Origin of the sequence: Paenarthrobacter sp. RAF54_2 (genome assembly GCF_052113945.1) — a bacterium.
Taxonomy (GTDB): Bacteria; Actinomycetota; Actinomycetes; order Actinomycetales; family Micrococcaceae; genus Arthrobacter.
Genome location: NZ_JBFRDV010000012.1, coordinates 69,309 through 92,283, shown reverse-complemented (window position 1 = coordinate 92,283; position 22,975 = coordinate 69,309). Strand labels below are relative to the sequence as shown.

The 22,975-nt window shown below is 62.6% G+C and carries 22 protein-coding genes; 5 read left to right on the top strand and 17 right to left on the bottom strand.

Translation table 11 applies throughout. The features are described from left to right. Nucleotides 1-2 precede the first annotated feature (2 nt). The 4 genes from AB4Y87_RS13695 to AB4Y87_RS13680 all read right to left on the bottom strand — a co-directional run bounded on the left by AB4Y87_RS13695 (nt 3) and on the right by AB4Y87_RS13680 (nt 3,961). Nucleotides 3-1,496 (bottom strand): ATP-binding protein, encoded by a 1,494-nt coding sequence (locus AB4Y87_RS13695; RefSeq protein WP_442004879.1) that lies wholly within the window; start codon nt 1,494-1,496, stop codon nt 3-5. 290 nt (nt 1,497-1,786) lie between these two features. Further along, the gene (locus tag AB4Y87_RS13690) at nt 1,787-2,191 is read right to left on the bottom strand and encodes a RidA family protein (protein WP_216924578.1); all 405 of its coding nucleotides are present in this window, start codon (nt 2,189-2,191) and stop codon (nt 1,787-1,789) included. Further along, on the bottom strand, nt 2,188-2,949 hold the full coding sequence (locus AB4Y87_RS13685; protein ID WP_431117265.1) for an IclR family transcriptional regulator: 762 nt from the start codon (nt 2,947-2,949) through the stop codon (nt 2,188-2,190). Before AB4Y87_RS13685 ends, AB4Y87_RS13690 begins: the two co-directional genes overlap by 4 nt. A gap of 4 nt (nt 2,950-2,953) precedes the next feature. Then, nucleotides 2,954-3,961 (bottom strand): sugar kinase, encoded by a 1,008-nt coding sequence (locus tag AB4Y87_RS13680; protein ID WP_442004878.1) that lies wholly within the window; start codon nt 3,959-3,961, stop codon nt 2,954-2,956. A gap of 181 nt (nt 3,962-4,142) precedes the next feature. Between AB4Y87_RS13680 and AB4Y87_RS13675 the strand changes: the two genes are divergently transcribed. Genes AB4Y87_RS13675 through AB4Y87_RS13660 form a run of 4 tightly spaced genes read left to right on the top strand, consistent with a single transcriptional unit; the run spans nt 4,143 to nt 9,190 of the window. Beyond that, nucleotides 4,143-5,465 carry an alanine racemase gene (locus tag AB4Y87_RS13675; protein WP_442004877.1) on the top strand — a complete coding sequence of 441 codons (1,323 nt, stop codon included), beginning with the start codon at nt 4,143-4,145 and terminating at the stop codon, nt 5,463-5,465. Nucleotides 5,466-5,475: 10 nt separating this feature from the next. Beyond that, nucleotides 5,476-7,143 carry an N-acyl-D-amino-acid deacylase family protein gene (locus AB4Y87_RS13670; RefSeq protein WP_442004876.1) on the top strand — a complete coding sequence of 556 codons (1,668 nt, stop codon included), beginning with the start codon at nt 5,476-5,478 and terminating at the stop codon, nt 7,141-7,143. Next, complete coding sequence (locus tag AB4Y87_RS13665; RefSeq protein ID WP_431117261.1) at nt 7,140-7,775, top strand: bifunctional 4-hydroxy-2-oxoglutarate aldolase/2-dehydro-3-deoxy-phosphogluconate aldolase; 636 nt, start codon at nt 7,140-7,142, stop codon at nt 7,773-7,775. The genes AB4Y87_RS13670 and AB4Y87_RS13665 overlap by 4 nt, the downstream gene beginning before the upstream one ends. Before the next feature lie 23 nt (nt 7,776-7,798). Then, the gene (locus AB4Y87_RS13660) at nt 7,799-9,190 is read left to right on the top strand and encodes a GntP family permease (RefSeq protein ID WP_442004875.1); all 1,392 of its coding nucleotides are present in this window, start codon (nt 7,799-7,801) and stop codon (nt 9,188-9,190) included. Nucleotides 9,191-9,342: 152 nt separating this feature from the next. Here AB4Y87_RS13660 and AB4Y87_RS13655 read toward each other — a convergent pair whose 3' ends face one another. The 3 genes from AB4Y87_RS13655 to AB4Y87_RS13645 all read right to left on the bottom strand — a co-directional run bounded on the left by AB4Y87_RS13655 (nt 9,343) and on the right by AB4Y87_RS13645 (nt 12,835). Beyond that, entirely contained in the window at nt 9,343-9,849 is a 507-nt protein-coding gene (locus AB4Y87_RS13655; RefSeq protein WP_431117259.1) for a universal stress protein, read from the bottom strand. A 104-nt stretch (nt 9,850-9,953) separates the two neighbouring features. Further along, nucleotides 9,954-10,298 (bottom strand): CU044_2847 family protein, encoded by a 345-nt coding sequence (locus tag AB4Y87_RS13650; RefSeq protein ID WP_442004874.1) that lies wholly within the window; start codon nt 10,296-10,298, stop codon nt 9,954-9,956. Then, complete coding sequence (locus AB4Y87_RS13645) at nt 10,295-12,835, bottom strand: CHAT domain-containing protein (RefSeq protein WP_442004873.1); 2,541 nt, start codon at nt 12,833-12,835, stop codon at nt 10,295-10,297. The genes AB4Y87_RS13650 and AB4Y87_RS13645 overlap by 4 nt, the downstream gene beginning before the upstream one ends. A gap of 199 nt (nt 12,836-13,034) precedes the next feature. Between AB4Y87_RS13645 and AB4Y87_RS13640 the strand changes: the two genes are divergently transcribed. Continuing rightward, nucleotides 13,035-13,235 (top strand): hypothetical protein, encoded by a 201-nt coding sequence (locus AB4Y87_RS13640; protein ID WP_431117256.1) that lies wholly within the window; start codon nt 13,035-13,037, stop codon nt 13,233-13,235. 17 nt (nt 13,236-13,252) lie between these two features. On the opposite strand, the gene AB4Y87_RS13635 is transcribed toward AB4Y87_RS13640, so the two are convergent. The 10 genes from AB4Y87_RS13635 to AB4Y87_RS13590 form a co-directional block, all read right to left on the bottom strand. Then, the gene (locus AB4Y87_RS13635; RefSeq protein WP_442004872.1) at nt 13,253-13,915 is read right to left on the bottom strand and encodes a GntR family transcriptional regulator; all 663 of its coding nucleotides are present in this window, start codon (nt 13,913-13,915) and stop codon (nt 13,253-13,255) included. A 37-nt stretch (nt 13,916-13,952) separates the two neighbouring features. Continuing rightward, nucleotides 13,953-15,086, bottom strand: a complete 1,134-nt coding sequence (solA, locus tag AB4Y87_RS13630) for an N-methyl-L-tryptophan oxidase (RefSeq protein ID WP_442004871.1) — start codon at nt 15,084-15,086, stop codon at nt 13,953-13,955. A gap of 108 nt (nt 15,087-15,194) precedes the next feature. Then, the gene (locus AB4Y87_RS13625; protein ID WP_442004870.1) at nt 15,195-16,106 is read right to left on the bottom strand and encodes an ABC transporter substrate-binding protein; all 912 of its coding nucleotides are present in this window, start codon (nt 16,104-16,106) and stop codon (nt 15,195-15,197) included. Between the two features lie 47 nt (nt 16,107-16,153). Beyond that, complete coding sequence (locus AB4Y87_RS13620; RefSeq protein WP_442004869.1) at nt 16,154-17,560, bottom strand: NAD(P)/FAD-dependent oxidoreductase; 1,407 nt, start codon at nt 17,558-17,560, stop codon at nt 16,154-16,156. Nucleotides 17,561-17,612: 52 nt separating this feature from the next. Then, on the bottom strand, nt 17,613-18,347 hold the full coding sequence (locus AB4Y87_RS13615; RefSeq protein ID WP_442004868.1) for an SDR family NAD(P)-dependent oxidoreductase: 735 nt from the start codon (nt 18,345-18,347) through the stop codon (nt 17,613-17,615). 69 nt (nt 18,348-18,416) lie between these two features. Beyond that, entirely contained in the window at nt 18,417-19,523 is a 1,107-nt protein-coding gene (locus tag AB4Y87_RS13610) for an alanine racemase (RefSeq protein WP_442004867.1), read from the bottom strand. A 39-nt stretch (nt 19,524-19,562) separates the two neighbouring features. Further along, a complete protein-coding gene (locus AB4Y87_RS13605) occupies nt 19,563-20,033 on the bottom strand; it encodes a RidA family protein (protein WP_442004866.1) in 471 nt (156 codons plus the stop codon). Nucleotides 20,034-20,050: 17 nt separating this feature from the next. Then, on the bottom strand, nt 20,051-20,740 hold the full coding sequence (locus AB4Y87_RS13600) for a haloacid dehalogenase type II (RefSeq protein ID WP_442004865.1): 690 nt from the start codon (nt 20,738-20,740) through the stop codon (nt 20,051-20,053). 285 nt (nt 20,741-21,025) lie between these two features. Continuing rightward, nucleotides 21,026-22,069: an LLM class flavin-dependent oxidoreductase gene (locus tag AB4Y87_RS13595; RefSeq protein WP_442004864.1), complete on the bottom strand. Its 1,044-nt coding sequence runs from the start codon at nt 22,067-22,069 to the stop codon at nt 21,026-21,028. A 124-nt stretch (nt 22,070-22,193) separates the two neighbouring features. Beyond that, nucleotides 22,194-22,973 (bottom strand): isocitrate lyase/PEP mutase family protein, encoded by a 780-nt coding sequence (locus AB4Y87_RS13590; protein WP_442004863.1) that lies wholly within the window; start codon nt 22,971-22,973, stop codon nt 22,194-22,196. Between the last annotated feature and the right edge of the window lie 2 nt (nt 22,974-22,975).

The following is a 22,975-nucleotide window of genomic DNA, read 5'->3' as shown; positions in this document are numbered from 1 at the left end:
CGCTACGTAGTGATTGCCTGTGGCTCGGCCGCAGCCCACGTGGGCACGTAGCGCCGCATTCTCGGTGCGGCTTCGGGATCGAACGGCGCTATTAATCCGGCCTCAACAGCTTCGCGAATTAGGCGCGACGCTTGAGCACTGTTCTGAGGTTCTATGCCGAATCGCTCACGCACCGAGGTGTTGGTAGTGTGCTGTCGGGTGACGTGCCGCAGACACGCGTGAAGGTAGACTGCTCGAACTCGATCTTGTTTGTCCATTTTCGTAAGCGGCCGATACGCGAAGAGCACGACCCGGGTGTGGTTCTCCGTCACCTCTACAAGCGGCGCCGGGAGCTGGTGGTACTCAGTTTGAAAAACAATCTTGTCCCAGCCGCTTCCGCGTTCTTCACAGATTCCGGCCCTTCGCATGACAGAAGCAAGTGCTTCGTTCCTGGACTGAGGAGGTGTATCGACGAACCTGGCGGGGTCCATCAGCGGAACGCCAGGGCTCGTAAACTCGATGCGATCCTCGAATATTTCAAACATTGGCCCGGAACCACCGACAGTGAAGTCTTGATGGATCAGCGCATTGGCAAGAATCTCACGGATGGCGAGAGGAGGAAACATCGGAACATCTTTCCTCAAAGCTCGTTCCACAACCTCATTGGCTGGCAGCAAGGCCTCGATGTACCCAACAAGCCCATCAAATCCATTCGCGTAGCCTCTGGTGCCCACCTGCTCCTTGAGAGTTTCGATTCGACCTGCACCGCGGTATTGAATGACTCGGGCGGCCTTTCTGGACAGATTCTGGAACTCGGAGAGCCGCTTGGCAAACAGAAGGGCTCCGAGGTTGGAGATGTTCCAATCTCCGGACCCTGAGAGCTCAACGAAACGTTCGGATGCGAGGGCGTTAAGGATTTCGTTGGGGGTTCCCGGAAGTGGCTGTCCCATCAAATCAAAGTATGCGGGGTAGTCCAGTAGCCTGAGAACATCATCGCCGCGGACGTTTTCGAGAGCTATCAGCCGTTCAAAGGGCGTTCGGTCAAAAAGTCTCCAAAGCTCCCGCTCTTTTTGAGGAAACTCCTTGAGCTTCTTCTTGTAGCTGCCGATTCGGATGTATTCGGTGTCCTGGAACCGCACAGGATGTCCATATGCGCGCTCTATGCGCAGTACAACAACATCGTGAGCCTGAACAATGACTTCAAAGAACTCGAAGTTGATTTTGGGGGACACGACTCGTAAGAGCCAGTTTTCAAGTTCCTCATTGCCGATCTTCTTTTGCCGTGGCTTGAAGTTGGTACCAACAATGGCATGATCATCGTCTCTGACGCCCCAGATCATATATCCGTAGACTTGCCCCGCCATGGCGGCGGAGTTGGAGAGAGCCGAGATGTATTCTCCGATCGCGGCGGGGTCAGCGATATTCTCCTTAAATTCGACCCATTCGGTTTCGTTTGGTAGAGACGCGAGTTCCACAACAAGATCGGGGAGGCTGTTCTCGGGGACGGATATGCTCATTTGAAATCCTTTAGCAGCCGTCCAGAGACGACGCTCCTACGATTGCTCATCAAGAAGACCTCCTACGGAGTTTTTGTCCCAGCGGAATGTGCGCACAGGAAGAAGTAGCCATCGATAGTCTGCCATGTTGCGTCGAACATCAGCAGATATACGAGCGTTATCCACAGGTGGAGAACGCCGACGCCGCGCAAATCACTGGGGTCACAGAAACGGGCTGACGACGCCTGGATACAGGTGTCGCCAGCCCGAAACTGCGGCGCAAACGAAAATGGGTGTCGCGGCCAGGGAGCCTAGGCAGTAACAGCCAGGGCGTCGATCTCCACCAGCATGACCTCGTGCGGGAGATCCACAAACACGGTGGTGCGGCTCGGCAGCAAACCGCTGGGCACGTTCTCGCGGATGAACTCGCCGTAAACCTCGTTCATCGCGGCAAAGTCATCGCGGGTGGTGAGGTAGACGCGGAACATGATGACGTCTTCAACGGAGGATCCGCCGGCTTCGAGGATGGCCTTCACGTTCTCCAGTGTGCGACGTGTCTGAACGCGGACGTCGCCCTCGCCAATGTACTGGTTGGTGGCGGGATCCATGGGGCCTTGGCCGGAGACCTGGAACATCCCGCCCTTTTTGATGCCCTGGGAGAATACGTGCGCCGGGGCGGGGGCGTTTTCGGTCAGTACTACGTTCTTTTCACTCATGCTGAGTTCCTTTCGTGGCTGATCCAGCCGAGGTCATTCGAGATGGCCTCGGTGCTGGCTTTGAGATCGGGCAGCAGCTCCAGCAAGCCTTCATAGCTGAGCATCACTACCGGTACCGAACAAGAGGCTGCGGCAACAACGGCACCGCTGGCGTCGCGGATGGGGGCCGCGATGCAGTGCACGAATGCCTCGTGCTCAGCGTTGTCGTGAGCCCAGCCTTGGATCCTGACCTGCTCCAGTTCGGCCAGCAGGGCCTCCGGTGAGGTCAGGGTGTTCTCGGTAACTTTGATGTAGTCCAGCCCCGCCGCGATTTTTTCCTGCCGGCTGCGCGGCATGTCGGCGAGGAGGACTTTGGACACAGCGGCCGAGTGCAGCGATGCAGTGAGGCCGATGCGCGAGTACATGCGGACGGGGTGGTGCGACTCGAACTTGTCGATGTACACCACTTCATTCCCTTCAAATGCCGCGAGGTGGACGGTGTGCCCGGTCCGACCGTTCAGCTCGGCGAGGTGCGGGTGCGCTACCTTGCGGATGTCCCGCTGCTCAAGAGCAAGCGATGACAGTTCGAACAGTTTGGAGCCCAGCATGAAGCGCTGCTCTTCGTCCCGGACCACAAACCGCTTCTCCTCCATGGCGTGCAGGAGCCGCATCACGGTGGTTTTGTGCACGGATGCTTTGGACGAGAGCTCGTCAAGGGTGGCGGGCTTCGCCGCGAGTTCGGCGAGCAGGTCGATGGCCCGCATGAGGCTCTGGCTCAAAATGTCACGCTCCGGTTCTGGTGTTGAAATGTCCCTCTTCAACATGGATAGCAGCCCAGTCCTCATCCGAAGAATCGAGGATGGCCGCGAGCTCCTCGGCTTCGGGTAGCGGTCCGCGGTCGCCGTGAACAGTCAAGGTACAGGCGGCCGCGACGTGCCCCCTGCGGAGGCTCGCCTTCTGACCGAGCCCAAACAGCATGCCGCTGAGGTAACCGGCGGCGAACGAGTCACCGGCGCCAACAGGCTCGACGACGGAGACGGACAGTGCGGGAACCTCTTCCCGGGTGCCACTCCGATCCAAAGAAATGGCGCTGATCGCCTCGTTCTTGATGACCAGCACCTGAGGGTCCGGCATCAAACGGCGGAGTTCGGCTTCATCGGTGGTGCCAAAGGCGTGCTCAGCTTCGTCCTTACCAACAAGCACGACGTCGGCCAGGTTCGCCAAGCGCTGCAGGACGGAACGGTCCTGGCCCGCCCACAGTGCTTCCCGCCAATTGACGTCGAAGCTGATGATGCGTCCGTTCCGAGGTTCGCCCAGCATGGCTTCCAAGAGAGACAGGCACTCCGGGGACAAGGCAGCAGTGATGCCGCTCAGGTGGATGAGCGCCGCCTTTTCCAGCAGTGACGAAACAGCGGGATTGGAAAGCAAGGGGCGTCCCATGGCAGACGCCGCAGAACCTTGCCGGTAGTACAAAACTGAACTGCCGCCGTCGGGGTCTGTTTCCTGGGCGGGGACCTTCACGTAGAGGCCGGTGGGCCGGGACTCGTCCACCTCGACGCCAGAGACGCCCACTCCGTGTGCCTGAAGCTCGTCAAGGATGCGCGTGCCGAAGCCATCGTGGCCCACGCGGCTAACCCAATGCGTGTCCAGGCCCATGGCCGCCAGTCCCATGGCGACATTGGACTCAGCGCCACCAATCCCGCAGTGGAGCTCGGTGGCGAGGTGAAGGGGAACGGCCTGGACAGGGGTAAGCATGGCCATCGTTTCGCCAACGCATACAGCTGAAAGCATCGTTCTCCCACTAGTTCGTGCGCTTCTCAGCGGCCTTGACTCTCGATCCGTCACCATGTTAGACATATCACCAGCAGGTTTGCAACCAGCGTTGCAAAATACGCAACGCAACTGAGAATCTCATACTGAACAGCCCCACACCGCAGCTTCAAAAACGCAGCCCCGCGAAGGGAATGAACCCGTGAACACCTCCGAAGCCATCTCGGCACACGCCGTGGCCGGCCTTGCAGACCGTCAGCTCGATTGGCGCCACAAGGCCATTCCAGCCACCGCCAACGGGAGCACGCACGCCGAATTCCTCGCGGCGAAGCACACCCTGGCCGATCTCCAGACGCCGCTGCTCACGCTTGATAGTGCCGCGCTGCAGGCCAACGCCGACCACCTGGCCGCTTGGTGCAAGGAACACGGCGTGCTGTTGGCGCCGCACGGCAAGACCACCATGTCCCCCCAGCTCTGGGCCGAGCAGCTCAAACGCGGAGCCTGGGGAATAACCTTGGCGAACTTCGCTCAACTTCGCGTAGCCCGGGAGTTCGGCGTCCGGAACCTGCAGCTTGCCAACAGCCTCACGGACCCGCATGCCATCGAATGGGTGGCCCGAACGTCCACTGCCGATGCGCCGATCCTGTCCTGGGTGGACTCGGTGGGAACAGTGGAGGTCATCAACCGCGTGCTCGCCGGCAGCGACGCCGTGCTGGATGTGCTCGTGGAGCTCGGCGCCCATGGAGGCCGGACGGGAGCCCGGGGCGTTGACGCTGCCATGGCGGTGGCCCGCGCGGTTGCTGCCTCACCGAATCTGCGGTTGGTAGGTGTCAGCGGCTATGAAGGCTCGCTCGCGCACACAGCCGACGACGCCGGACTGGGTGCCGTCCGCGGCTACCTCGCCCAGATGCGGCTCCTCCATGAGGAACTGCTCGCTGACGGCTTGTACGGTTCCAGCGAAGTGATCATCACGGCCGGGGGCAGCGCGTACTTCGACGACGTCGTGACCGTCCTTTCACCGACCATCAGCACGGGAGCGGAAACGGGTGGCCCCGCAGTGGACCTCATGATCCGTAGCGGCGCCTACATCATCCACGACGACGGCTTCTACCGCGGAATCTCGCCCTTCTCCCGCTCCGGGAACCAGCCGTTCCGTGCGGGAATGCACGGTTGGGCGCGGGTCGTCTCGCAAACGGAGCCGGGCCTGGCCATCCTCGACGCCGGCAAACGCGACCTCCCGTTCGATGAAGGACTGCCGGAACCGCAGCTCATCGGTCCTGTCCTCGGCGGAGAGATGGAGCCACTGCATGGAGCCCACATCACGTCGGTCAACGATCAGCACAGCTTCATGACCTTCGACCCCGATACCACCAGCGTCCAACCCGGCGATGTGATCCGGCTGGGCCTGTCCCATCCCTGCACAGCCTTCGACAAGTGGACCGTGATCCCGGTGCTCGCGGACAGCGCGTCCGCCGAAAGCACACGCAACCAGACCGTCGTCGACCTCATCCACACCTTCTTCTAGGACCCCTGCCATGAAGATCCTTATCAGCAACGCCACCCTGGTGGATGGAACCGGAGCGGACCGCCGCCCCGCGGACGTCCTGCTGGACGGTGCCGTGATTGCCGCCGTCGTCGACGCCGGTTCCCTCACCGCAGCGTCAACCGGCGCGGACCGCGTTATCGATGCCACTGGCTTGGTCCTGAGTCCTGGGTTCATCGATATGCACGCGCATTCTGACCTGCAACTGCTTGTTAACCGGCAGCACTACGCGAAGCTCAGCCAGGGCGTCACCACGGAACTTTTGGGCCAGGACGGCCTGTCCTACGCACCAGTGGATGATGCCACGCTCGCCGGTGTCCGGGAGAAGATCGCTGGTTGGAACGATAACCCGGCGGACTTCGACTGGAACTGGCGGACCGTGGGGGAGTACCTGGACCGGCTGGATACCGAGGTCACCGATGCGGACGGCACCACAGGCCGCATCGCCACCAATGCCGCCTACCTCGTTCCGCAGGGAACCGTCCGCGCCATGGTGATGGGCTTCGCAGAAGGTGATCCCACCCCGCAGCAACAGCAGCAGATGCAAGACGTGATCCGCACGGCGATGGAGGAGGGCGCCGTCGGAATGTCCTCCGGCCTGACCTACACCCCGGGCATGTACGCGCAGACCGAAGAACTCGCGGGCCTCTGCAGGACCGTGGGCGAGCTGGGCGGCTTCTATGCACCGCACCACCGTTCCTACGGCAAGGGCGCACTGGATGCCTACGCGGAGATGATCGGCCTGAGCCGGGACACAGGATGCGCCCTGCACCTCTCCCACGCCACCATGAACTTCGCGGAGAACAAGGGCCGGGCCGGCGAACTCCTGGAGCTCATCGATAACGCGTTGGATGACGGCGTCGACATCACCCTGGACACCTACCCCTACCTCCCCGGTGCCACCACGCTCTCCGCGATCCTTCCCAGCTGGGCATCGTCCGGAGGCACCGAAGCGACGCTTGCCCGCCTGGCGGATGCCGACACCCGCGCCCGCATCCGGGAAGCCGTGGAGATCTACGGATCCGACGGCTGCCACGGAGTAGTTGCCGAGTGGGACACCCTTGAAATCAGCGGCGTCCAGAACCCGGCGCTCGCGGGACTCGTGGGCAAAACCATCAAGGACATCGCTGCCGAGAGCAACGAGGAGCCGTTCGATGTCTTCGCCCGCATCCTCACCGAAGACCGCCTCGGCACCGGCATCCTGCAGCACGTGGGGCACGAGGAAAACGTCCAGGCCATCATGAAACACCGCACGCACACCGGCGGCAGCGACGGCCTCCTGGTCGGCGCCAAGCCGCACCCCCGAGCCTGGGGAACCTTCCCGCGCTACCTCGGCCACTACTCCCGCGACCTCGGATTGCTCAGCCTCGAGGAAACCGTCCATCACCTGAGTGGGCGTCCGGCCGCACGACTCAAGCTCCACAAAAGGGGGCTGGTTCGCGAAGGCTACGCGGCCGACGTCGTGCTCTTCGACCCGGAGACCATCCGCGACGAAGCCACTTTTGAGAATCCCCGCCAAGCCGCCAGCGGCATCCATTACGTCTTCGTCAACGGCGCAGCAGCGATCGACGGCGGCCGGCCAACCGGTGCCCGCGCCGGCCGTGCCCTGCGTCGAAGCAGTGACGGACTCACCCGAGAAGGAAAGAAGCACCACCCATGACTCCTGAAGAATTCATCCAGCAGCTTGAAGCCGACCGCACCCTGGCCGTGGTCCGCGCTCCGTCCATCACGGACGCCGCGGATCTCTGCCGGGCATTGGCCGACGGCGGTATCCGCAGCGTGGAACTGACGTTCACCACCCCGGATGCGCTCAAGCACGTCAAGCGCGCGGCAGAGACCGCCGCAGACCATGGTGCCGCCGTCGGAATTGGTACGGTCCTGACCGCAGACCAAGCCCGCGCAGCGATCGACGCCGGGGCCAAGTTCCTGGTGACGCCTGGCATTCGGCCCGAGGTCGCAGCAGTCGCTGTGGCCGCCGGCATACCCTTCAGCCTTGGCGCCATGACGCCCACCGAAGTGGCGCAGGCACTTGACCTGGGGTCCGGCGTCGTCAAGATTTTCCCTGCCCGGCAACTCGGCCCGGCGTACCTGAAGGACCTGCAGGGCCCCTACCCGGGCATCCGCCTGTTGCCTTCGGGAGGCATCGACGCTTCCAACGCAAAGAGCTACCTCGACGCCGGTGCTGCCGCAGTCTGCTGCGGCACCAGCGTGGTCCCGCCCGCAGCAGTCGCTGCAGGCAACTGGGCAGACATCGCGGCCCGTGCCGCCGCGTTTACCGGCACCCTCAAGTAGGACTCACCCAGAAAGAAACCCCCATGAATGAATTCCTCGAATGGCTGCGGCACGACACCGCCGGCCTGCTCCTCCTGGCAGGCGCGGGCATCGCCCTCCTGCTGTTCCTGATCATCAAGGTCAAGCTCGAACCGTTCATCGCCCTGGTGGGAACCGGCGTGATCGTGGCTTTGGTGGGTGGGGTCTCGGTTGAAGCGTTGGTCGGCTCGGCCACCAAGAGCAGCGACGCCCTGATTGAGAAGGGCTTCGCCGGCATCCTTGGCCACATCACCGTGATCATCGGCCTCGGTACAGTGCTGGGTGCCATCCTCGAACGCTCTGGTGGCGCGGAAGTGCTGCTCGGCAGGCTCGTGAAGATCTTCGGCGAAAAGGGCACCCCGCTCGCCATGGGTATCACCGGCTTCGTGCTGGGTATCCCGGTGTTCTTCGATATCGGCATCTTCGTCCTGGCGCCGTTGGTTTATGTCGCCGCAATTCGCGGTGGCAAGTCGCTGGCACTGTACGCACTTCCGTTGCTGGCCGGCCTCTCCGTGACACACGCCTTCCTGCCACCGCACCCCGGTCCCGTTGCTGCCGCCGGCCTTTTCCATGTTGACCTTGGCTGGATCATCCTCATGGGCCTCATCTGCGGTATCCCGGCCTGGTTTGCTTCCGGTATTTTGTGGGGCACGTGGATCGGCAAGCGTGTGATGGTTACCGTGCCCGAGGACCGCATCGTTCCCGAGGCCGAGGAAGCCCGCGGCCACGAGCCGTCCATCGGACTGGTGCTGTTGGCCATCGGCCTGCCCATGATCCTCATCCTCGGTGGTACCTTCGGCAACATCTTTGCTCCTCCCGGTGCTTTCCGGGACATACTCCAGTTCTTCGGCAACCCGGCCATCGCGCTGACCGTCGCCGTGCTGCTGGCCATGTGGCTCCTGGGCATCCGACGCGGCATGAGCTCCGCCGAACTCAGCGAAATCACGGGTTCATCGCTTCGTCCCGTGGGCATGATCCTGCTGGTTGTTGGCGCCGGTGCCTTCTTCGGCGCAGTTCTCTCGGCCACCGGTGTGGGCAAGGCTGTGGCGGACTCGCTGGCTCAGGCCGGCCTGCCAATCATCCTCTCCGCCTTCGTAATCAGCGCGGGCATGCGCATTGCGCAGGGCTCGGCAACCGTGGCGATCGTAACCACCGGTGGCATTCTGGCCCCAAGTCTGGCCTCCGGTTACTCCCAGCCTCAGCTCGCCCTGATCGTGGTGGCCATTTCCTCCGGCTCCATCATTGCCAGCCACGTCAACGATGGCGGCTTCTGGATCATCTCCAAGTACTTCAACATGTCAGTCAAAGACACACTGAAGACCTGGACCGTTCTGGAGACAGTGTTGTCCATTGTGGGCTTCGCAATGGCGGCGCTTCTGTACACGTTCGTGAGGTAGCTGAGAGCAGGTTAAACAAAGAGCTCCGGAGTGCGTTATTGGGGGATACGCACTCCGGAGCGGTCTTTGAGCAGGTGCTTTCGCCGTCCTGCAGTAATCACTCTACGTTGGGCGGCACGGCATTGCCACCACCTCGAATAAGTACTTTCGCTTTAGTTTTTACGGGCAGCTTCCTGGGGCTTTTTCTGCGGCACAATCAGCACGGGCCGGCGTTGGTGGTGGCTCAACCATGCCGCCACAGAGCCGTTCAAAGCCTCGGAAATGCGGTGTCCCAAGCCAGGTTCCGGCGTTCCGACAATGATCATCGAGGCGTGGATGTCCTCGGCGAGTCGGCCGAGGGCTCGTGCGGGGTCTCCAGCGAGCAACCGCAGAGTCCAGTCCGCCGAGCCACCATCCATGGCCTCGCCGATGACCTTGCCCAAATCACTGCGAACAGCTGCGACGTCCTCGTCATCCTTCTCCGGATGAAGCGACATTCGGTGTGTCTCCCGCGCCGGGTCCCATTCCACGAGGTAGCTGGCCTCGTCCACGTACGCACAAACCAGCGGCACGCCGAGTTGCTCAGCCAGCGTCCGGGCCGTTTGCAGCACCTCCACATGCTGGTCGGGCAAGACGCCGACAACCAAAGGAATCCGTCCGCTGAAATTCTCCGCAGCCATACCTTATTGTTGCGCCGCGAGGTGTCCTTGAACAGGCTGTCTGCCCACCAAACCAGGTCGCAGATGAGCGCGTTTTGAGGGTTCAGAACGCGCTCATCTGCGACCTAGTTGGGCTGGGGCGGTTTGTTCCACGTCAGCCGCACCTTGAAGTTGGACGCAGTGCTGGCTGATGCAATGAAAGCCCCGGCCTCCGCGTGGAGGTCTATGCCGAACTCCACGCTGACCTCGTCAGGCCGGTTCTCCAAGCTCAGCAGCTCATCAATCACGCCCTGGACGGCGGGTCGAACATGCTCGAGTGCCCGTTGGAACGTCCGCTGGGCCCTCGCGAAGACGCCGGAATGATCCCCCGCATGATCGCCACCCCGGGTCACGATGCTCCCGGCTGTGCTCGCGACCTCCACAACTACCGTGCCGCCGTCGTCGGTGGTGAACTCAACCAGCCGGCTCATGGCGACGTTCCCGCCGTGGCAGCAGGCCCCGCTTCAGTCGCCGGGCGAAGCCGCCGTGCCATCACGACGAACACAACGCCCACCGCGCAAAGAAGCATCAGATGCAGCAGCAACGGCAGCGCCTGCGACATGTACCAGCTCTCCATGAACACGCCTTTCCCTTGGATCCAGATGATCGGTTGCAACACGGTGGGCAGCAGGAGGAGCCACGCAAACGTTCGCCTGGCCGGGTCCTTCAGAGCCAGGATGCCCGCCCAAAGTCCGAAGGCGGCCAGGATAAAACTGGCCACGACGGCGCTCACTTCCACCGTGTAGTTCAAGCCGGCGAGCCCAAAGATCGCCGCGGAAAGCACGACGCCGGTCATCGCAACACGCGCTGGTACGGTCCGTTCAGGCAGCCCGGCCACCATGAGCAGCAGATAACCGAGTGGTGCCAGCAGGCCGTACAGGATCCGGAGCACGATGTCGCCGCCGTTGTCCTGCCAGTAGGTCTCGTCGAACCACATGAAGAACACCACGGTGGACGCCCCCAAGCCGCCCGCCACCGCCAAGGCCGCACCGCCCCACGCGAGCGGTGTCCAAGCGAGTGCTGGTTGCAGCGGTTTCGAGGATGGAGTGCTCGACGCCGGCGCTTGGGTGGGTGCCGGGACTCGCGCTGCGGGGTGTGCAGTTGCGGGGGTCGCCGTTGGCCGCCGTGACTCTGCGGGCAGGTCCGCAGCCGTGTATGAACCTCTTTCCGGGGAAGGCTGCTTTGCTGGCTCCGGTTCTGGTGGCTTCGCCTTCTCGATCTCAGCCCTCGCCGCACTCGCAAGTCCGTCGGGATCGGCTGCGGTCGGATCGAGCGACGCAAGTTCGGCTGATACATCCACCACGGCTCCCCATGAGCCCAAAGACGAGTGGTAGCGCAGTTCGCCCTGGAGGTCGGAGATGCGTTGACGGCGCTCGCAGTCCTTTCGGCGGTTTGCTGCTTCGGGGAACTCCGGATCTTCCTGCACCAGGGCAAAGCCGTCCGCCGCGGCCAGCCAATCACCTGCCTCTTCAGCGGCGAGTGCCTCACGGTAGGTGCGGGACATGTCCAGTCGGTGCTGTGCGCTCTCCCTTAGCGCCGTGGCGTCACGGTAGCCGGGCTCCAAGGTCAGGAGGTCATCGAACAATTCAACGGCTTGCTCGAAACGCCGTGCCCTTAGCTCCGCGGAGGCCTGGACATAAAGGGCGCGCAATTGGGCTCGCTTCATGGCTTGGTCGGCGTTGGTTTGTGCGGCCCTCGCGGCAGCGCTGTCTCCCGCGCCGGAGCTTCCCGGGGCCTGCAGCGGGGCTGACGTTTGGACGCCCAAGGTGGGTGCCGGCGTCGGGACCGTAGCCTGGCCGGCCTGCACGCCCGAGGTGGGTGCCGGCGTCGAACGTGCTTCCGAAACCGCTGCGCGTGGCGTGCCGCGCAGCGTGAAGAGTTGAGTGGAACCGCCCCGGACGTAGAGGGCCGGAGTGACCCATTCCAGTGTGCCGTCCGGGCTGGCCATGACCGAGATGCGGCCGACGCGTGCTGCCTCGTCCACAGTTCGGCCGTTGGCGATCGCGGCGTAGAAGCCGTGGGCGAAGGCGATGGCCGCGGAGTCGCTGATGGCGAATTGCATTGCCGCGACGGCGCCTATCCCGCTCCTGACCAACGAGGAAGCGGTGCCGGAAAAGAGGTCCGATTGGCCCATCTCACCGGAGGAACACGAGTTCAACACAACGAGCCGCGGGCGTGGTGCGGCAACACTGAGCAGGGCCATGAGCCGCACGGCGCGGACCATCGCGGCCCTGCCGTCCGGCCCCACCAGAGCGATCCTGCCTTCATCGGTCCGGGAATCGTAATCACCGTGGCCCACGAAATGGACCACATGCCACGGCCCGGCCAGCAGCATGGACTGAACGTCGTCCCAGGTCCCGCTCCTGGACCAGACCAGTTCCACGCGTCCCTCGGCTACAGGACCAGCCAGTGCCCTGCTCAGGTGGTCCTTCTCGGCATCGACGTCGAGGGTAGGCAGGTCCCGGGGCGAAGCGACGATGCCCAGGATCCGCAGCGGGGGAGCCACGTCCAAGGGATTCTGGTTGTAGTCAGGGGCCGGGATGTGCCGTAACAGTGGTTCTGTTTGGCACAAGTACGTCTCGGTTTCGGGGTCGAAGAGGGTCTCCCACGGCATGGTAGCCAATTCCGGGGCGGCCAGCCGCAGGACCACCCTGAGTTGCTGGCCAGCGTGTTGGGCCGCGCCAAGGCTGGCCCGGTACGTGCCGTAGACCTCTCGGGTGAACAAAGCCTGGAACAACTGCTGGCCAACTTCGCGGACTGCCATCTCCGCCACGGGCATGGTGCGACGGGCAGCCACCGCGGAGGCAAGAACGGTGGCTTCAAGTTGTGGCAGCCGGTCCAGGATGCCGTCAACGTCCAAGGTGAACATCCCCGAAGCGTGGCCTCCCGCCGGAGCACGGACCACGTGCACCGTGTATTCGCCGCGTGCAGAGCCGGTATCGATCTCCAGCTCGATGTCACAGTCCATCGCGGATCCCTTGTGCGAGTGGGCGTCAGCACGGGTTCTTGAAACTGTGCGCCAGCGTCCTAGGTACAGATTGGCCCTTCGCCCGATTCCCCACAAGACCCTGGTAGCGGGGCGCCTGCGTAGCGACTCTTGGGGGACGGCAGCCCTTGTAGACGACCCGGCCCCGGCCTACGGTTAATCCGAAGGAAGGTGGTCTGCGATGGAAATCTTCATGTGGTGGCTGGACCTGCACTTGGACAGCAAGGAGTGGCTACGCGAAAACCTGCGTGCCGAGGAACTCCCGTTGCAGGTCCTGCAGCATATTGCCGAGGCTGGCGGCCCTCATCCAGACAAGGTCAGCGGGGTGCTGACGTTGCAGGATTGGGACTTCATTGAGACGCAGTCGGAGTTCGTGGACTAAGGCAGGGCCTGCTCCGTTTACTTCTGCTCCAGAGGTTGTTCGTGGAGAGCATTCTGGAATTGACTGACCATTTCCTGGCGGAAGGCATCGAAGTCTCCGGCCAGAGCCAGCTCAGCCAATTTCTCGTGCTCAACAGCGATATCGTGCAGGTCGCTATAGGTACGGTGATCGACCGCCAGGTAGAGACGCAACTTGTTCTCCCACCCGTTCCACATATTTTGCAGGGCGGTGTTCCCCGAAAATTCGTAGAAGAGCCTGTGGAAACGAAGGTGGGCGTCGATGCTGGCGGGGATGTCGTTGGTGTCGGTGGCCCGATAAAGTTCCTCGATGGTTTGCTTGAGCCGGAGCCGCTCGGGACCTCGCAGGGTGGGGGCTGAGAGCTCGGCAGCATAGGTCTCGACGAGTACCCGGATCGACGCGATTTCTGCGACGTCACGAGCGCTGACTTCTACAACGAAGGATCCCCGGAAGGGGACCTTGACCACCAGCCCTTCTTCCTCGAGCTTTGTCAGCGCCTCACGCAGCGGAGATCGACTGATACCGAGGTCTGCGGCGATATGTGTCTCGCGCAGTTGTTCCCCAGGAGGCACAGTTCCGTTCAGGATGGCGGTGCGGAGCACACGGTACACACCGTCCGGCGTCGTCATCCGCTGTTCCTGCCACGTGAACTTGCGGTCCATGTTCCGCCTCCCTTGTCGATTGTCGATTATACCGGGGCTAGCTCGTCCTGAACCGTTCCGGGCGTACGAATTCCAGGCCACCGAGTGATTGTTTGCCGAGCGCCTCGTACGCGGCGATGTGGCCGAAGCCCGTGGCGTTTTTGAACCCGCCTCCGGAGAAGCCCGTAGCGAAGTAGATCCTGCTCGACTCGCCGAGCCAGCCCAACAGCGGGTTCCGGTCCTCCGTGTAGAGGTCAGGGAAGGCATCGGAGCGGATGATGCTGGGAACCAGGCCGGGCAAGAATTCGGTGACGGTTTCCAAGGTGTCGGCAATTTCGGCTGTTGTGAGTTCCCTGGGGAAACCATCGGGGTCAGTCGTCACCGTGCCCCGGCCGTCGAGGGTGGCTTTGACCGTAACGCCGTCCACGGCGGGTGCCCCGTACATGGAGCGGTCCTCGTACATCCGGCTGAAAGTGGGGAACCTCTCCGGGGTGAACTGAGCGGCGTCGCGGGCAACGAACCAGCTCAGGAAAACCCTGCGGGTTTCCGTGTGTGCCTTCAGGTAGTCAGGCATGAGCCGCTGGGACCAACCCCCTGAGGCGACGACGACGTTCTCGAAAGTCCAGGCGGCGTCCCCGGAGGTGACGACGACGCCGTCGTTGGTTTCCCGGATGCCGGTAACAGGAGTGTTGTTAAGGACCGTTGCGCCGCTGGCTTGTGCAGCGGCAATGGCTGCCGTTACTGCCCGGTCAGTCCGTAGGACCCCGGCGTTGGGGTCGAACACCGCGGAGTCGTCAGCCCGGAGGTTGTGCTGCGGGTAGCGTTCGGCCATTTCCTCACGGTTCAGGATCTGGTGTGCAGCCCCATTGGTCCGGGCAGTCTCCAGGACGCTGCGGAGGTATGGCCCATCGGTGGTGCCGATGGAGAGTCCGCCACAGCGGGTGAGGATGTCTTGTCCGGTTTCTGCCTCGAGTTCCGCCCAGAGATCGCGTGAACGCTCCAGGATGGGGTAGTGCGCCGGGCTGCCACGATAAATCATGCGGAACAGTCGGGTGTCCCCGCCTACCGCGCTGCGTCCATGGGCCGGGGTGTGTGCTTCGAAGCCGACCACGGAATCGGAAAGACGGGAGGCCTGCCAGAGTGCCATGCTACCGATGCTGCCCAGGCCGATGACGGCGAGTTTTCCGTCCATGCTTAGAGCACCTCGATATCTTCATTCATGAACAGCACGGTGTCTGCTGTTGGGCGGGCGAAGCCCATGCTTCTGTGACTGATGGTTTGCATGTGGGGAGCACGTCTCCTAGTTGAGCTTGGCTTCGGTGATGGCACCGGATTCAAGGCCCCAGTTGGCGAGGGACTTCTTGTACTCCGGGCTGTTCAGGACGGATTGGACGGCGGCCTGGAGGGCGGGGGTCAGGGGAGAACCCTTTTTCAGGCCAATCGCCGTCACGTCGCTGGAGCCGACGTTGACCTGGGGGGTCAGGATGGTGAACGATTTGGGCTGCTGCTTCTCGGCCCAGGCGAGGGAGGTTGTGTCGTAGAGGATGCCGTCGATCCGCCTGGACGCCAACTGCGTGAGGGCGTCCTGGACGTTGGGCAGGGTCACGGCGTTGATGGCTGGTTTTCCCTTGGAGGTGCAGGTCTGCTCCGAGAGGGCCGGGAGGCGCTTGAGTTGGCCTGTGGAGCCGGCTGTGACGGCAATGTTTTTGCCGCACAGGGTCTCGTTGGTGAGTTTCAACGGATTTCCAGCGCTCACGGCCACTGAGTTGCCGGCTTTGAAGTAGTCGATCATGTCCAGGACCTTCAGCCGCTCCGGCGTTGGTGCCATGGTGGTGACGGTGAAGTCGTAGCGGCCACCGTCAATGCCCGGAATGATCGTGTCGAAGACGGTGTTCTCGAACTTCAGCTTCAGGCCGAGCTTCTTGGCTATCAGGCGGGCAATGTCCGGGTTCAGGCCGATCGGCGTCGAGTTGTCTTCAGCGAGGAACGTCGTCGGCGGGTAGTGCAGGTCCATCGCGACCGTCAGTTCGCCCTTGTCCTTATAGGACGCGGGCAACAGGCTCACAGCCTTTTCGTCAGGCTGGACGCCCTCGGAGATGTCGGCCGTTTTCGGATCTGTTGGGGAGGTGCTTGTTGACCCGGCACAGCCGGTGAGGGCCACCAGCATTGCAAACCCTGCGGCTGCAGCCTGGATCCTGCTTATGGTCTTCATGATGTACCTCCGGGGGCGTTTCAAATGAAGGTTTTTGGATGGTGCGTTTATTCGTGAAGTCCGGCGAGCCTGCTGCCGAATCTGGCCAGGAGGGACGTCTTGGTGGAATCCTTGCGCTCTTCCCACTGATCAGCAAGACCGAAAAGCCGGTACATGCCGTGAACACCCAGCCAGCGAATGGGTTCCGGTTCCCATTTTCGTGCCCGGTAGCCAACCCAGGGGAGTGTGGTCCGTTCCGTTTCCCGTTCGAAAGCCAATTCCGCGAGTGTTCGGCCGCCCACGTAGGCGGCGGTAACACCGTGTCCGGCATAGCCGGTGGACGATCCGATTCCGGAGGCCTGGTCCCAGTGCACGCCGCCGTTCCAGTCACGGGTAACACCCAGGACTCCGGACCACGCGTGGGCAACTTCGAGGTGGATACCCGGGAAGAAGGACCGAAGCTTTGTGGAGATCAGGTCAACCGTGGACTGTGCTGTGGCTCCGGCGCCGCCTGTACCGGAACCGTAGCGGTAGGGCCTTCCGCGGCCGCCAATGGCGATGCGGCCGTCCACTGTTCGCTGCGAATAGATGAAAGTGTGTGCGGAATCGCTCAGGCACTGAAGCCCGTTCCAGCCGATCTGCTCCCATGCCTCCTCGGACAGCGGCTTGGTCACGATCATCGAGGAGTTGATTGGTATCAAGGCCCTGCTGCCCAGGAGTTGCCCGGAGTACCCTTCCGTGCAGATGAACGTTTTGGCCGCCGTAACCTGTCCGTTGGCCAAGGTCAGGGTCCTGCCGTCAATACTGTTTATCCGGCTGTTTTCGTAGATCCCCACCCCCATGGACGTCAGGGTGTCCGCGAGGCCATAGACAAGCTTCGCCGGATGAATGCGGGCGCAGGGCTTGTAGAAGAGCCCGCCGTGGACTGTGGAGATGTTGATCTTGCTCTGGAACTCGTCCCGGTCGAGCAAGTGGACATCGTCTTCGGTCAACCCATACTTCCAGTCGGCGTCCCGCCTGGCTACCAGCCGGCCCAGCCCCGCCTTGGTGTGGGCAGCGACGAGCGCGCCGCCCTTGTGCTGATCCGCGTCGATACCCTCGGTCTGAAGGATATTAAGGACGGAGTCGACGCCGGTCACGAACTCCTGCTGCAATGCCCGGCTTGCGTCCAGCCCATCTCCTGATGCGCGGGCGAAGGTGGCCCGGTTTCCCGGGGGCATCGCCGAAAGCCAGCCGCCGTTTCGCCCGGAGGCTCCGTAGCCGATCTGTTCTGCCTCAAAAACCGCGACCTCGAGTGAGGGTTCGAGTTTCTTGGCGAAGTACGCAGCCCAGAGGCCTGTGTAGCCACCGCCTATGATGGCCAGATCCACGGACCCCTGGCCTGCGAAACGCGGGAATGCCGGCCGGTTTTTCGCGAGTCCTGCCATCCAGAAGCCGAGGTCTCCGTTTCGGGGTGTTGCTGTGAGGGCTTTCATCGTTGTCCTACTTTGTGGGGAGTTGGTGAGCCAGTGGAAGGCGGTGCGGTGTTCAGGCGGCCGTGTAGCCGCCGTCGACGGGCAGTACCGCGCCGGTGATGTAGGACGATTCCGGGGACGCCATGAAAAGTATGGCGTCGGCGATTTCTTCGGGAGTGGCCAGGCGCCGGAGCGGGATCTGGCCCTCGCGTTCTGCCCGGTAGGCCTCGGGGTCCTCCCTGCGCTGGAACGATGCCTCGATGACCGGAGTGACGGTCAGTCCTGGGGCGACGACGTTGACGCGGATATTGCGTGAGGCCCACTCGATTGCAGCGCCCTTGGCGAGCATGATGAGGCCGCCCTTGGCTGCGGAGTAAAGGACTTCATCAGGCTTGCCAACCATGCCCAGCCGTGAACTGACCAAGACGAACGAACCTCCCGTGGCCGGCATCAACGGTGCAAAATGCTTCATCATCAGGAAGGAGCTGAGGAGGTTGCTGTGGAGCACGTTTTTGGCATCTTCATACGCCATCTCCGTCAGCGGGCCGCTTACCTGCAGGCCATGGTTAAGGACGACGACGTCCACGGTGCCGAACGCTTCGGCTGCCTGGCGGGCCAGGCTTTCGACGAATGCCTCGTCATTGAGATCTCCGGGGGCGTACACGTCATCAGGTTGGGCGCTGTCGAGTTGCTCCCTGCGCCCGGTGAGCAGCAGCCGGGCACCTTCGCGGCGGAAGTGGGAACTCACTGCTTCCCCAATTCCGCTGCTGGCGCCGGTTATGACGGCAGTGGTCTTATCAAGTCTCATGGTGGTCAGTCCTTGTACGGTATGTTTCTTGGATTGCGAGCGGGGGCCGGACATGCCGTCCCCCACGAATCAGCTGAGGAATCCGCGGGCATCCACCCGCCACCGCTCCAGCGATGTGCCCGTGCTGTCAGTGACGATGTACTCCTCGAAATTGACCACAACCGGGCAAACGTGGTTCGGCACTATCGGGAGCACCGTGCCGATGCCCGGGTGGAAATCGCCGGCCGGCAGGGGGAGGAACCCGTGGTATTCGTTGAGCTTGGACAGAACGGCAGACGTGCCGGGGACGCCGCCATAGCCGATCTGGGGGCTGCCTTCCCGGCTTAGTGCTTTGGTGCCTACATCGAGAATGACCTGATCGGGAACCCAGTCGCTGACCACGGTGCCGGCGACGAACAGGGCAATCTGATCTGCCGTGCAGGCCCCGAGCCGGGTGTTGTTCAAGTCATTGAACACGTATTCGCCGGGCCTGATCTCGGTGATCACGTTGCTCGTGGAGTACTCAATGGTGGGTGTTGAACCCGCGCTGACGACGTCTGCGCTGATGCCCACGGCGCTGAAGCTCCGCACCGCTGTGGTGAGCGCGGCTTCCTGGTCCATTGCAGCGCGCTGGCGGGCGTCCGGGCTGGAGCTTCCATGCCCTGGATAGGTGAAGACACCCACCGGCACCAGTCCACGCCTTCGCGCGGCGGCGGCGAGGTCGCCGGCAAACTCGGGTGGTGCTCCGGAACGACGCGCACCGCAGTCCACCTCGATCACAACCTGAAGCCGTTCGGCCTCAGATCCCATCGCATCAGCAAGGGCATCGATCGCCGCGAAATTGTCGACGCCGACCCGCAGCCGGGTGGTTACGGCAAGTTTGCGGATACGCAGGCCTTTCGTTCCCGAAGGCCAGATTGGGTAGGCGATGAAGATATCGTCGAAGCCCGCTGCGGCGAAGACTTCGGCCTCACCAACATTGCCTGCGGTGATTCCCACAGCTCCGGCCTTGACTTGGCGACGCCCGATTTCGACGCATTTATGCGTTTTTACGTGCGGCCTGACGTCGAGGTCCTGCTGGGCGGCGAAGCCCTGCATGCGATCGATGTTGTCCTGCATAACGTCGACCAGCACAATCGGCGCTGGGGTGTCGACCCGCTCAACCAGGGCGTTGAGTGCTCCTTGGATACGGTTCACGCTGTTCTCCTCATGAATTTGCAGCCAACATGTCCGCGCCTAAACGGCTGTGCAGATCATCTGGATCTCTACAGGAGTGTTGGCTGGCAGCCCGGCGACGCCGATTGCGGTGCGGGCGTGCCGCCCGTTCTCCCCCAACACTTCGATGAGCAATTCGCTGGCCGCGTTGGCGACCCGCGATTGCAGGCCGAAGTCCGGTGTGCTGGCCACGAACACCAACATCTGCACGATCCGGACCCGGTCCAGGTCTCCCACCGCCTGCACAGCCGCGGCGAGGCAGTTGAGCGCGGCATGGCGGGCGTGCTCCCGCGCTGTCTCCAGCCCCACGTCCCGGCCCACGATGCCTTGGCCCAGCAGCACGCCGTCCTTGTAAGGCAGTTGGCCGGCGATGTGGATACTGGAACCCACGGCGCGGTGATCCACGTAGTAAGGGCTGTCAGCGAGGGTTGGAAGCTCCAGGCCAAGGGCCCGAAGCCGATCCAAGGCCGAGCCCGCCGTAGTGACGCTCATCTGTCATCAGGTCTTTCTTACGAAGCAGCGGAACGGGGCAGACCGAAGAGGACGGGGAGCTCGGCGATGTCGGTGATCCGCTCGTAGCCGAGCCAGTGCTCGTCGTGCTCGAAGCCACGGTCCACATACACCTTGTTCTTGATGCCCATGGTGGCTGCGGACCGGAGGTCGTACATCGGGCTCGCAGAGACGTGCACAATCTCCTCCGGTGTCACGCCAAGCTTGTCGAACATGTACTCAAACGCTCCGAGCCGGGGCTTGTACATGCCCATCTGCTCGGCGCTGATGACGGTCGCGAACGGAGCTTGGAGGTTTTCCGAAAGTCGGTCAGCATGCGCGCTGTCGCTGTTGGTGATGATGACCAGGGGGACTGCCTCTGCCAGGCGGTTCAGGGCCTCGGTCACACCTGGGTACGGGCCCCACGTGGGGACAATTTCGTAGACCGCCCTTGCGTCGGCCTCGCGGTACTCCAGGCCGAGTCGGCGTGAGGCGCGTTCCATGGAGTTGGCGATGATTTGGTGGAAGGGCTTGTAGTCGCCCATGCACTCATCGATCCGGTATGCCTTGGTGGCCTGCAAGTATTCATCGGCGAGCTCTCCCGGCAGGCGTTCGCCCAAGACCTCACGGGTCGCGTCGGCGATAGCGAACTTGATCAGTGTTCCGTTCATGTCGAACGTTGCGAACTTCGGCTTGATGTCGAATGCCATTTTTCCTCCAGTTTGGATTTTATCTTCGTCGATTGTCGACGAGGTTTGATTGGGGAGTATCGTCGATTGTCGACAATACTCGCGATGGCTGTAGATTGTCAACGATGTTTCGCCGAAACGATTTTTTCTTTCTCGTCCCGCATACGCCGGTCCCTGGGCTACTGAAAGCCCGACGACGTAGGGCACGACCGTGATCCCAAAAGGCGGCCTTCATCCACACAAGTTCAGTGAGTGCTGACGTTGTATGGATGGGGACTTCATTGAGGCGCAGTCGGAGTTTGTGGTCTAAGGGGCTGCCCAGTTGGCCGGCTTCCATCCCAGGGCCGGCCCCAGTTTGTCCGCGATGTCGGTGAGGATCTGTACGTAGTCCTCGTGGTTAAAGCTGAAGGGCAGCGCGAAGGCAACCTCGTCAACTTCCTGGAATCCTTGGTGAGCGTAGAGCTGCTCAGCGATGTCCTCGCTCGTCCCGATGAGGTCCTGCGCGAACATCATGCCCTTTGGCCCCTGTGGCGCCCGCGTGCGTGGTGTGCGTTCATCGACGTACCGTTGGTATTTCTGTCGCTGGGCCGGCGAAGCCGAGTCGGTCGGGATCACTACCAGGCCCTGCGACACCCGGGCAGTGTTCCCTGCCAGGGCAGAGGCTTCGCGGTAGGCGCGAATCTGCGAGGTCTGGACCGCAGCGAAATCCGATTCTTGGCCCGGTTCGGGGAAGATCACGCTGCTGGAGAGCAAATTGAACCCATTTGCCCCGGCCCATACGGCCGACTTCATGCTTGCCGCCCCATACCAAAGCCGCGATCGCAGCCCGGCTGAGTACGGCTCCACGCGGTTGGAGAATTCCTCCACCACACCTTGCTTGCCTGAGAAGTCCCGCACCTTTTCTCCAGCAATCAGACGGGCAAGCCGGTCCACGCGGGTGTAGCTAAAGTCCTCAACGTCGGCGGTGTCCGGGTAGAGCTCATGCTTCACGGTGTCGTAGTTCATGGGTTCCCCTACGCTTAGCCCCGGATTGATCCGTCCCCCGGAGAGCAGATCCACGGTGGCCAGATCCTCTGCCAAGCGCAAGGGGTTTTCCCATCCCAATGGCGTCACTGCGGTGCCAAGCTCGATCCTGGAGGTGCGCTGGCTTGCCGCGGCCATGACCGCAACCGGAGAGGAGATCCCGAACTGCAGATGGCGGTGCCGCAGCCAAGCGCTGTTGAAGCCGAGCCGCTCGCCGAGTTCGATGATCTCCAACGTGGATTGGTGCCCGGCGGCCGGGTCCACGGGGTCGAACAGGCCAATGGTGAGGAAACCAAGCTTGCGCAGGGGATGTTCGCTGGTGGGCATGGCTTCCTTCACTGTCGGGCGCTGGCTACTGCCCAGAATAGGCTCTGGTCCACGGGGCGAAGACAGGACGTTACCTTATGTGATGCGACCACAGGACCTCGGAACCCAGCGGGCAGAAAAGCGCCTAGTTCAGGGCCGGAGTGTCAGCAGGCATGACGCCAGAGCCATAAAGGTCGCTGGCCAGGTCCCGAAGTGCGCGCAGAGCCACCCGCTGGGTAAACGGACCGTAGGACACACGTGCCACACCGAGTTCCTGGAGCTCTGCTGCCGGCAGGGCTCCAGGTGCGCCGATCACGGAGAGCTTCCCGTGCCCGAGGCCCTCAACCAGCGGCTCGATGACCTCACGGGTCACGGCGCCAGGTACGAAAACCAGTGACGCACCGGCGTCGAGGAAGGCGCGTCCCCTCCTGATGGCGTCCTCAATACTGTCCTTGATCGGCCGGTCCCCACCCCGGGCGATCGCGTCGGTGCGTGCGTTTAACTGGAACGGGATGCCTTCGTCTGCCACGGCTGAAATGATTGACTGGACACGGGCGACGGCCTCATCGAACGGCCGCAACCTGTCTTCGACGTTTGCACCAACTACCCCGATCCCAATAGCCCGCCGGATAGTCTCGGCCGGGTTGTCGTAGCCATCGTCCAGATCGGCGGTGACCGGCAGATCGACAGCGTTGACTATTCGTTTCACCCCTTCCAGCGCGACGTCCAAGGGCATGGTCCCGTCTGCATAGCCAAAGGCCGCAGCAATCGAATGCCCCGCAGTGGCAATGGCCTTCGTTTCAGGAAGTGCTGCAATGGTCTGGGCGCTGATGGCGTCCCACACGTTAACCACACTCAGGATTTCCGGTGCCTCGTGCAGGGCTTTCAGCAGCTGTGCACGGGCATTGGTGTTTGCTTCGGTCATCG

Coding starts and splice junctions, on each gene's coding strand:
- AB4Y87_RS13695 (WP_442004879.1), bottom strand. CDS start 1,496: ATGAGCATATCCGTCCCCGAGAACAGCCTCCCCGATCTTGTTGTGGAA.
- AB4Y87_RS13690 (WP_216924578.1), bottom strand. CDS start 2,191: ATGAGTGAAAAGAACGTAGTACTGACCGAAAACGCCCCCGCCCCGGCG.
- AB4Y87_RS13680 (WP_442004878.1), bottom strand. CDS start 3,961: ATGCTTTCAGCTGTATGCGTTGGCGAAACGATGGCCATGCTTACCCCT.
- AB4Y87_RS13670 (WP_442004876.1), top strand. CDS start 5,476: ATGAAGATCCTTATCAGCAACGCCACCCTGGTGGATGGAACCGGAGCG.
- AB4Y87_RS13665 (WP_431117261.1), top strand. CDS start 7,140: ATGACTCCTGAAGAATTCATCCAGCAGCTTGAAGCCGACCGCACCCTG.
- AB4Y87_RS13660 (WP_442004875.1), top strand. CDS start 7,799: ATGAATGAATTCCTCGAATGGCTGCGGCACGACACCGCCGGCCTGCTC.
- AB4Y87_RS13655 (WP_431117259.1), bottom strand. CDS start 9,849: ATGGCTGCGGAGAATTTCAGCGGACGGATTCCTTTGGTTGTCGGCGTC.
- AB4Y87_RS13650 (WP_442004874.1), bottom strand. CDS start 10,298: ATGAGCCGGCTGGTTGAGTTCACCACCGACGACGGCGGCACGGTAGTT.
- AB4Y87_RS13645 (WP_442004873.1), bottom strand. CDS start 12,835: ATGGACTGTGACATCGAGCTGGAGATCGATACCGGCTCTGCACGCGGC.
- AB4Y87_RS13640 (WP_431117256.1), top strand. CDS start 13,035: ATGGAAATCTTCATGTGGTGGCTGGACCTGCACTTGGACAGCAAGGAG.
- AB4Y87_RS13635 (WP_442004872.1), bottom strand. CDS start 13,915: ATGGACCGCAAGTTCACGTGGCAGGAACAGCGGATGACGACGCCGGAC.
- solA (WP_442004871.1), bottom strand. CDS start 15,086: ATGGACGGAAAACTCGCCGTCATCGGCCTGGGCAGCATCGGTAGCATG.
- AB4Y87_RS13625 (WP_442004870.1), bottom strand. CDS start 16,106: ATGAAGACCATAAGCAGGATCCAGGCTGCAGCCGCAGGGTTTGCAATG.
- AB4Y87_RS13620 (WP_442004869.1), bottom strand. CDS start 17,560: ATGAAAGCCCTCACAGCAACACCCCGAAACGGAGACCTCGGCTTCTGG.
- AB4Y87_RS13615 (WP_442004868.1), bottom strand. CDS start 18,347: ATGAGACTTGATAAGACCACTGCCGTCATAACCGGCGCCAGCAGCGGA.
- AB4Y87_RS13605 (WP_442004866.1), bottom strand. CDS start 20,033: ATGAGCGTCACTACGGCGGGCTCGGCCTTGGATCGGCTTCGGGCCCTT.
- AB4Y87_RS13600 (WP_442004865.1), bottom strand. CDS start 20,740: ATGGCATTCGACATCAAGCCGAAGTTCGCAACGTTCGACATGAACGGA.
- AB4Y87_RS13595 (WP_442004864.1), bottom strand. CDS start 22,069: ATGCCCACCAGCGAACATCCCCTGCGCAAGCTTGGTTTCCTCACCATT.
- AB4Y87_RS13590 (WP_442004863.1), bottom strand. CDS start 22,973: ATGACCGAAGCAAACACCAATGCCCGTGCACAGCTGCTGAAAGCCCTG.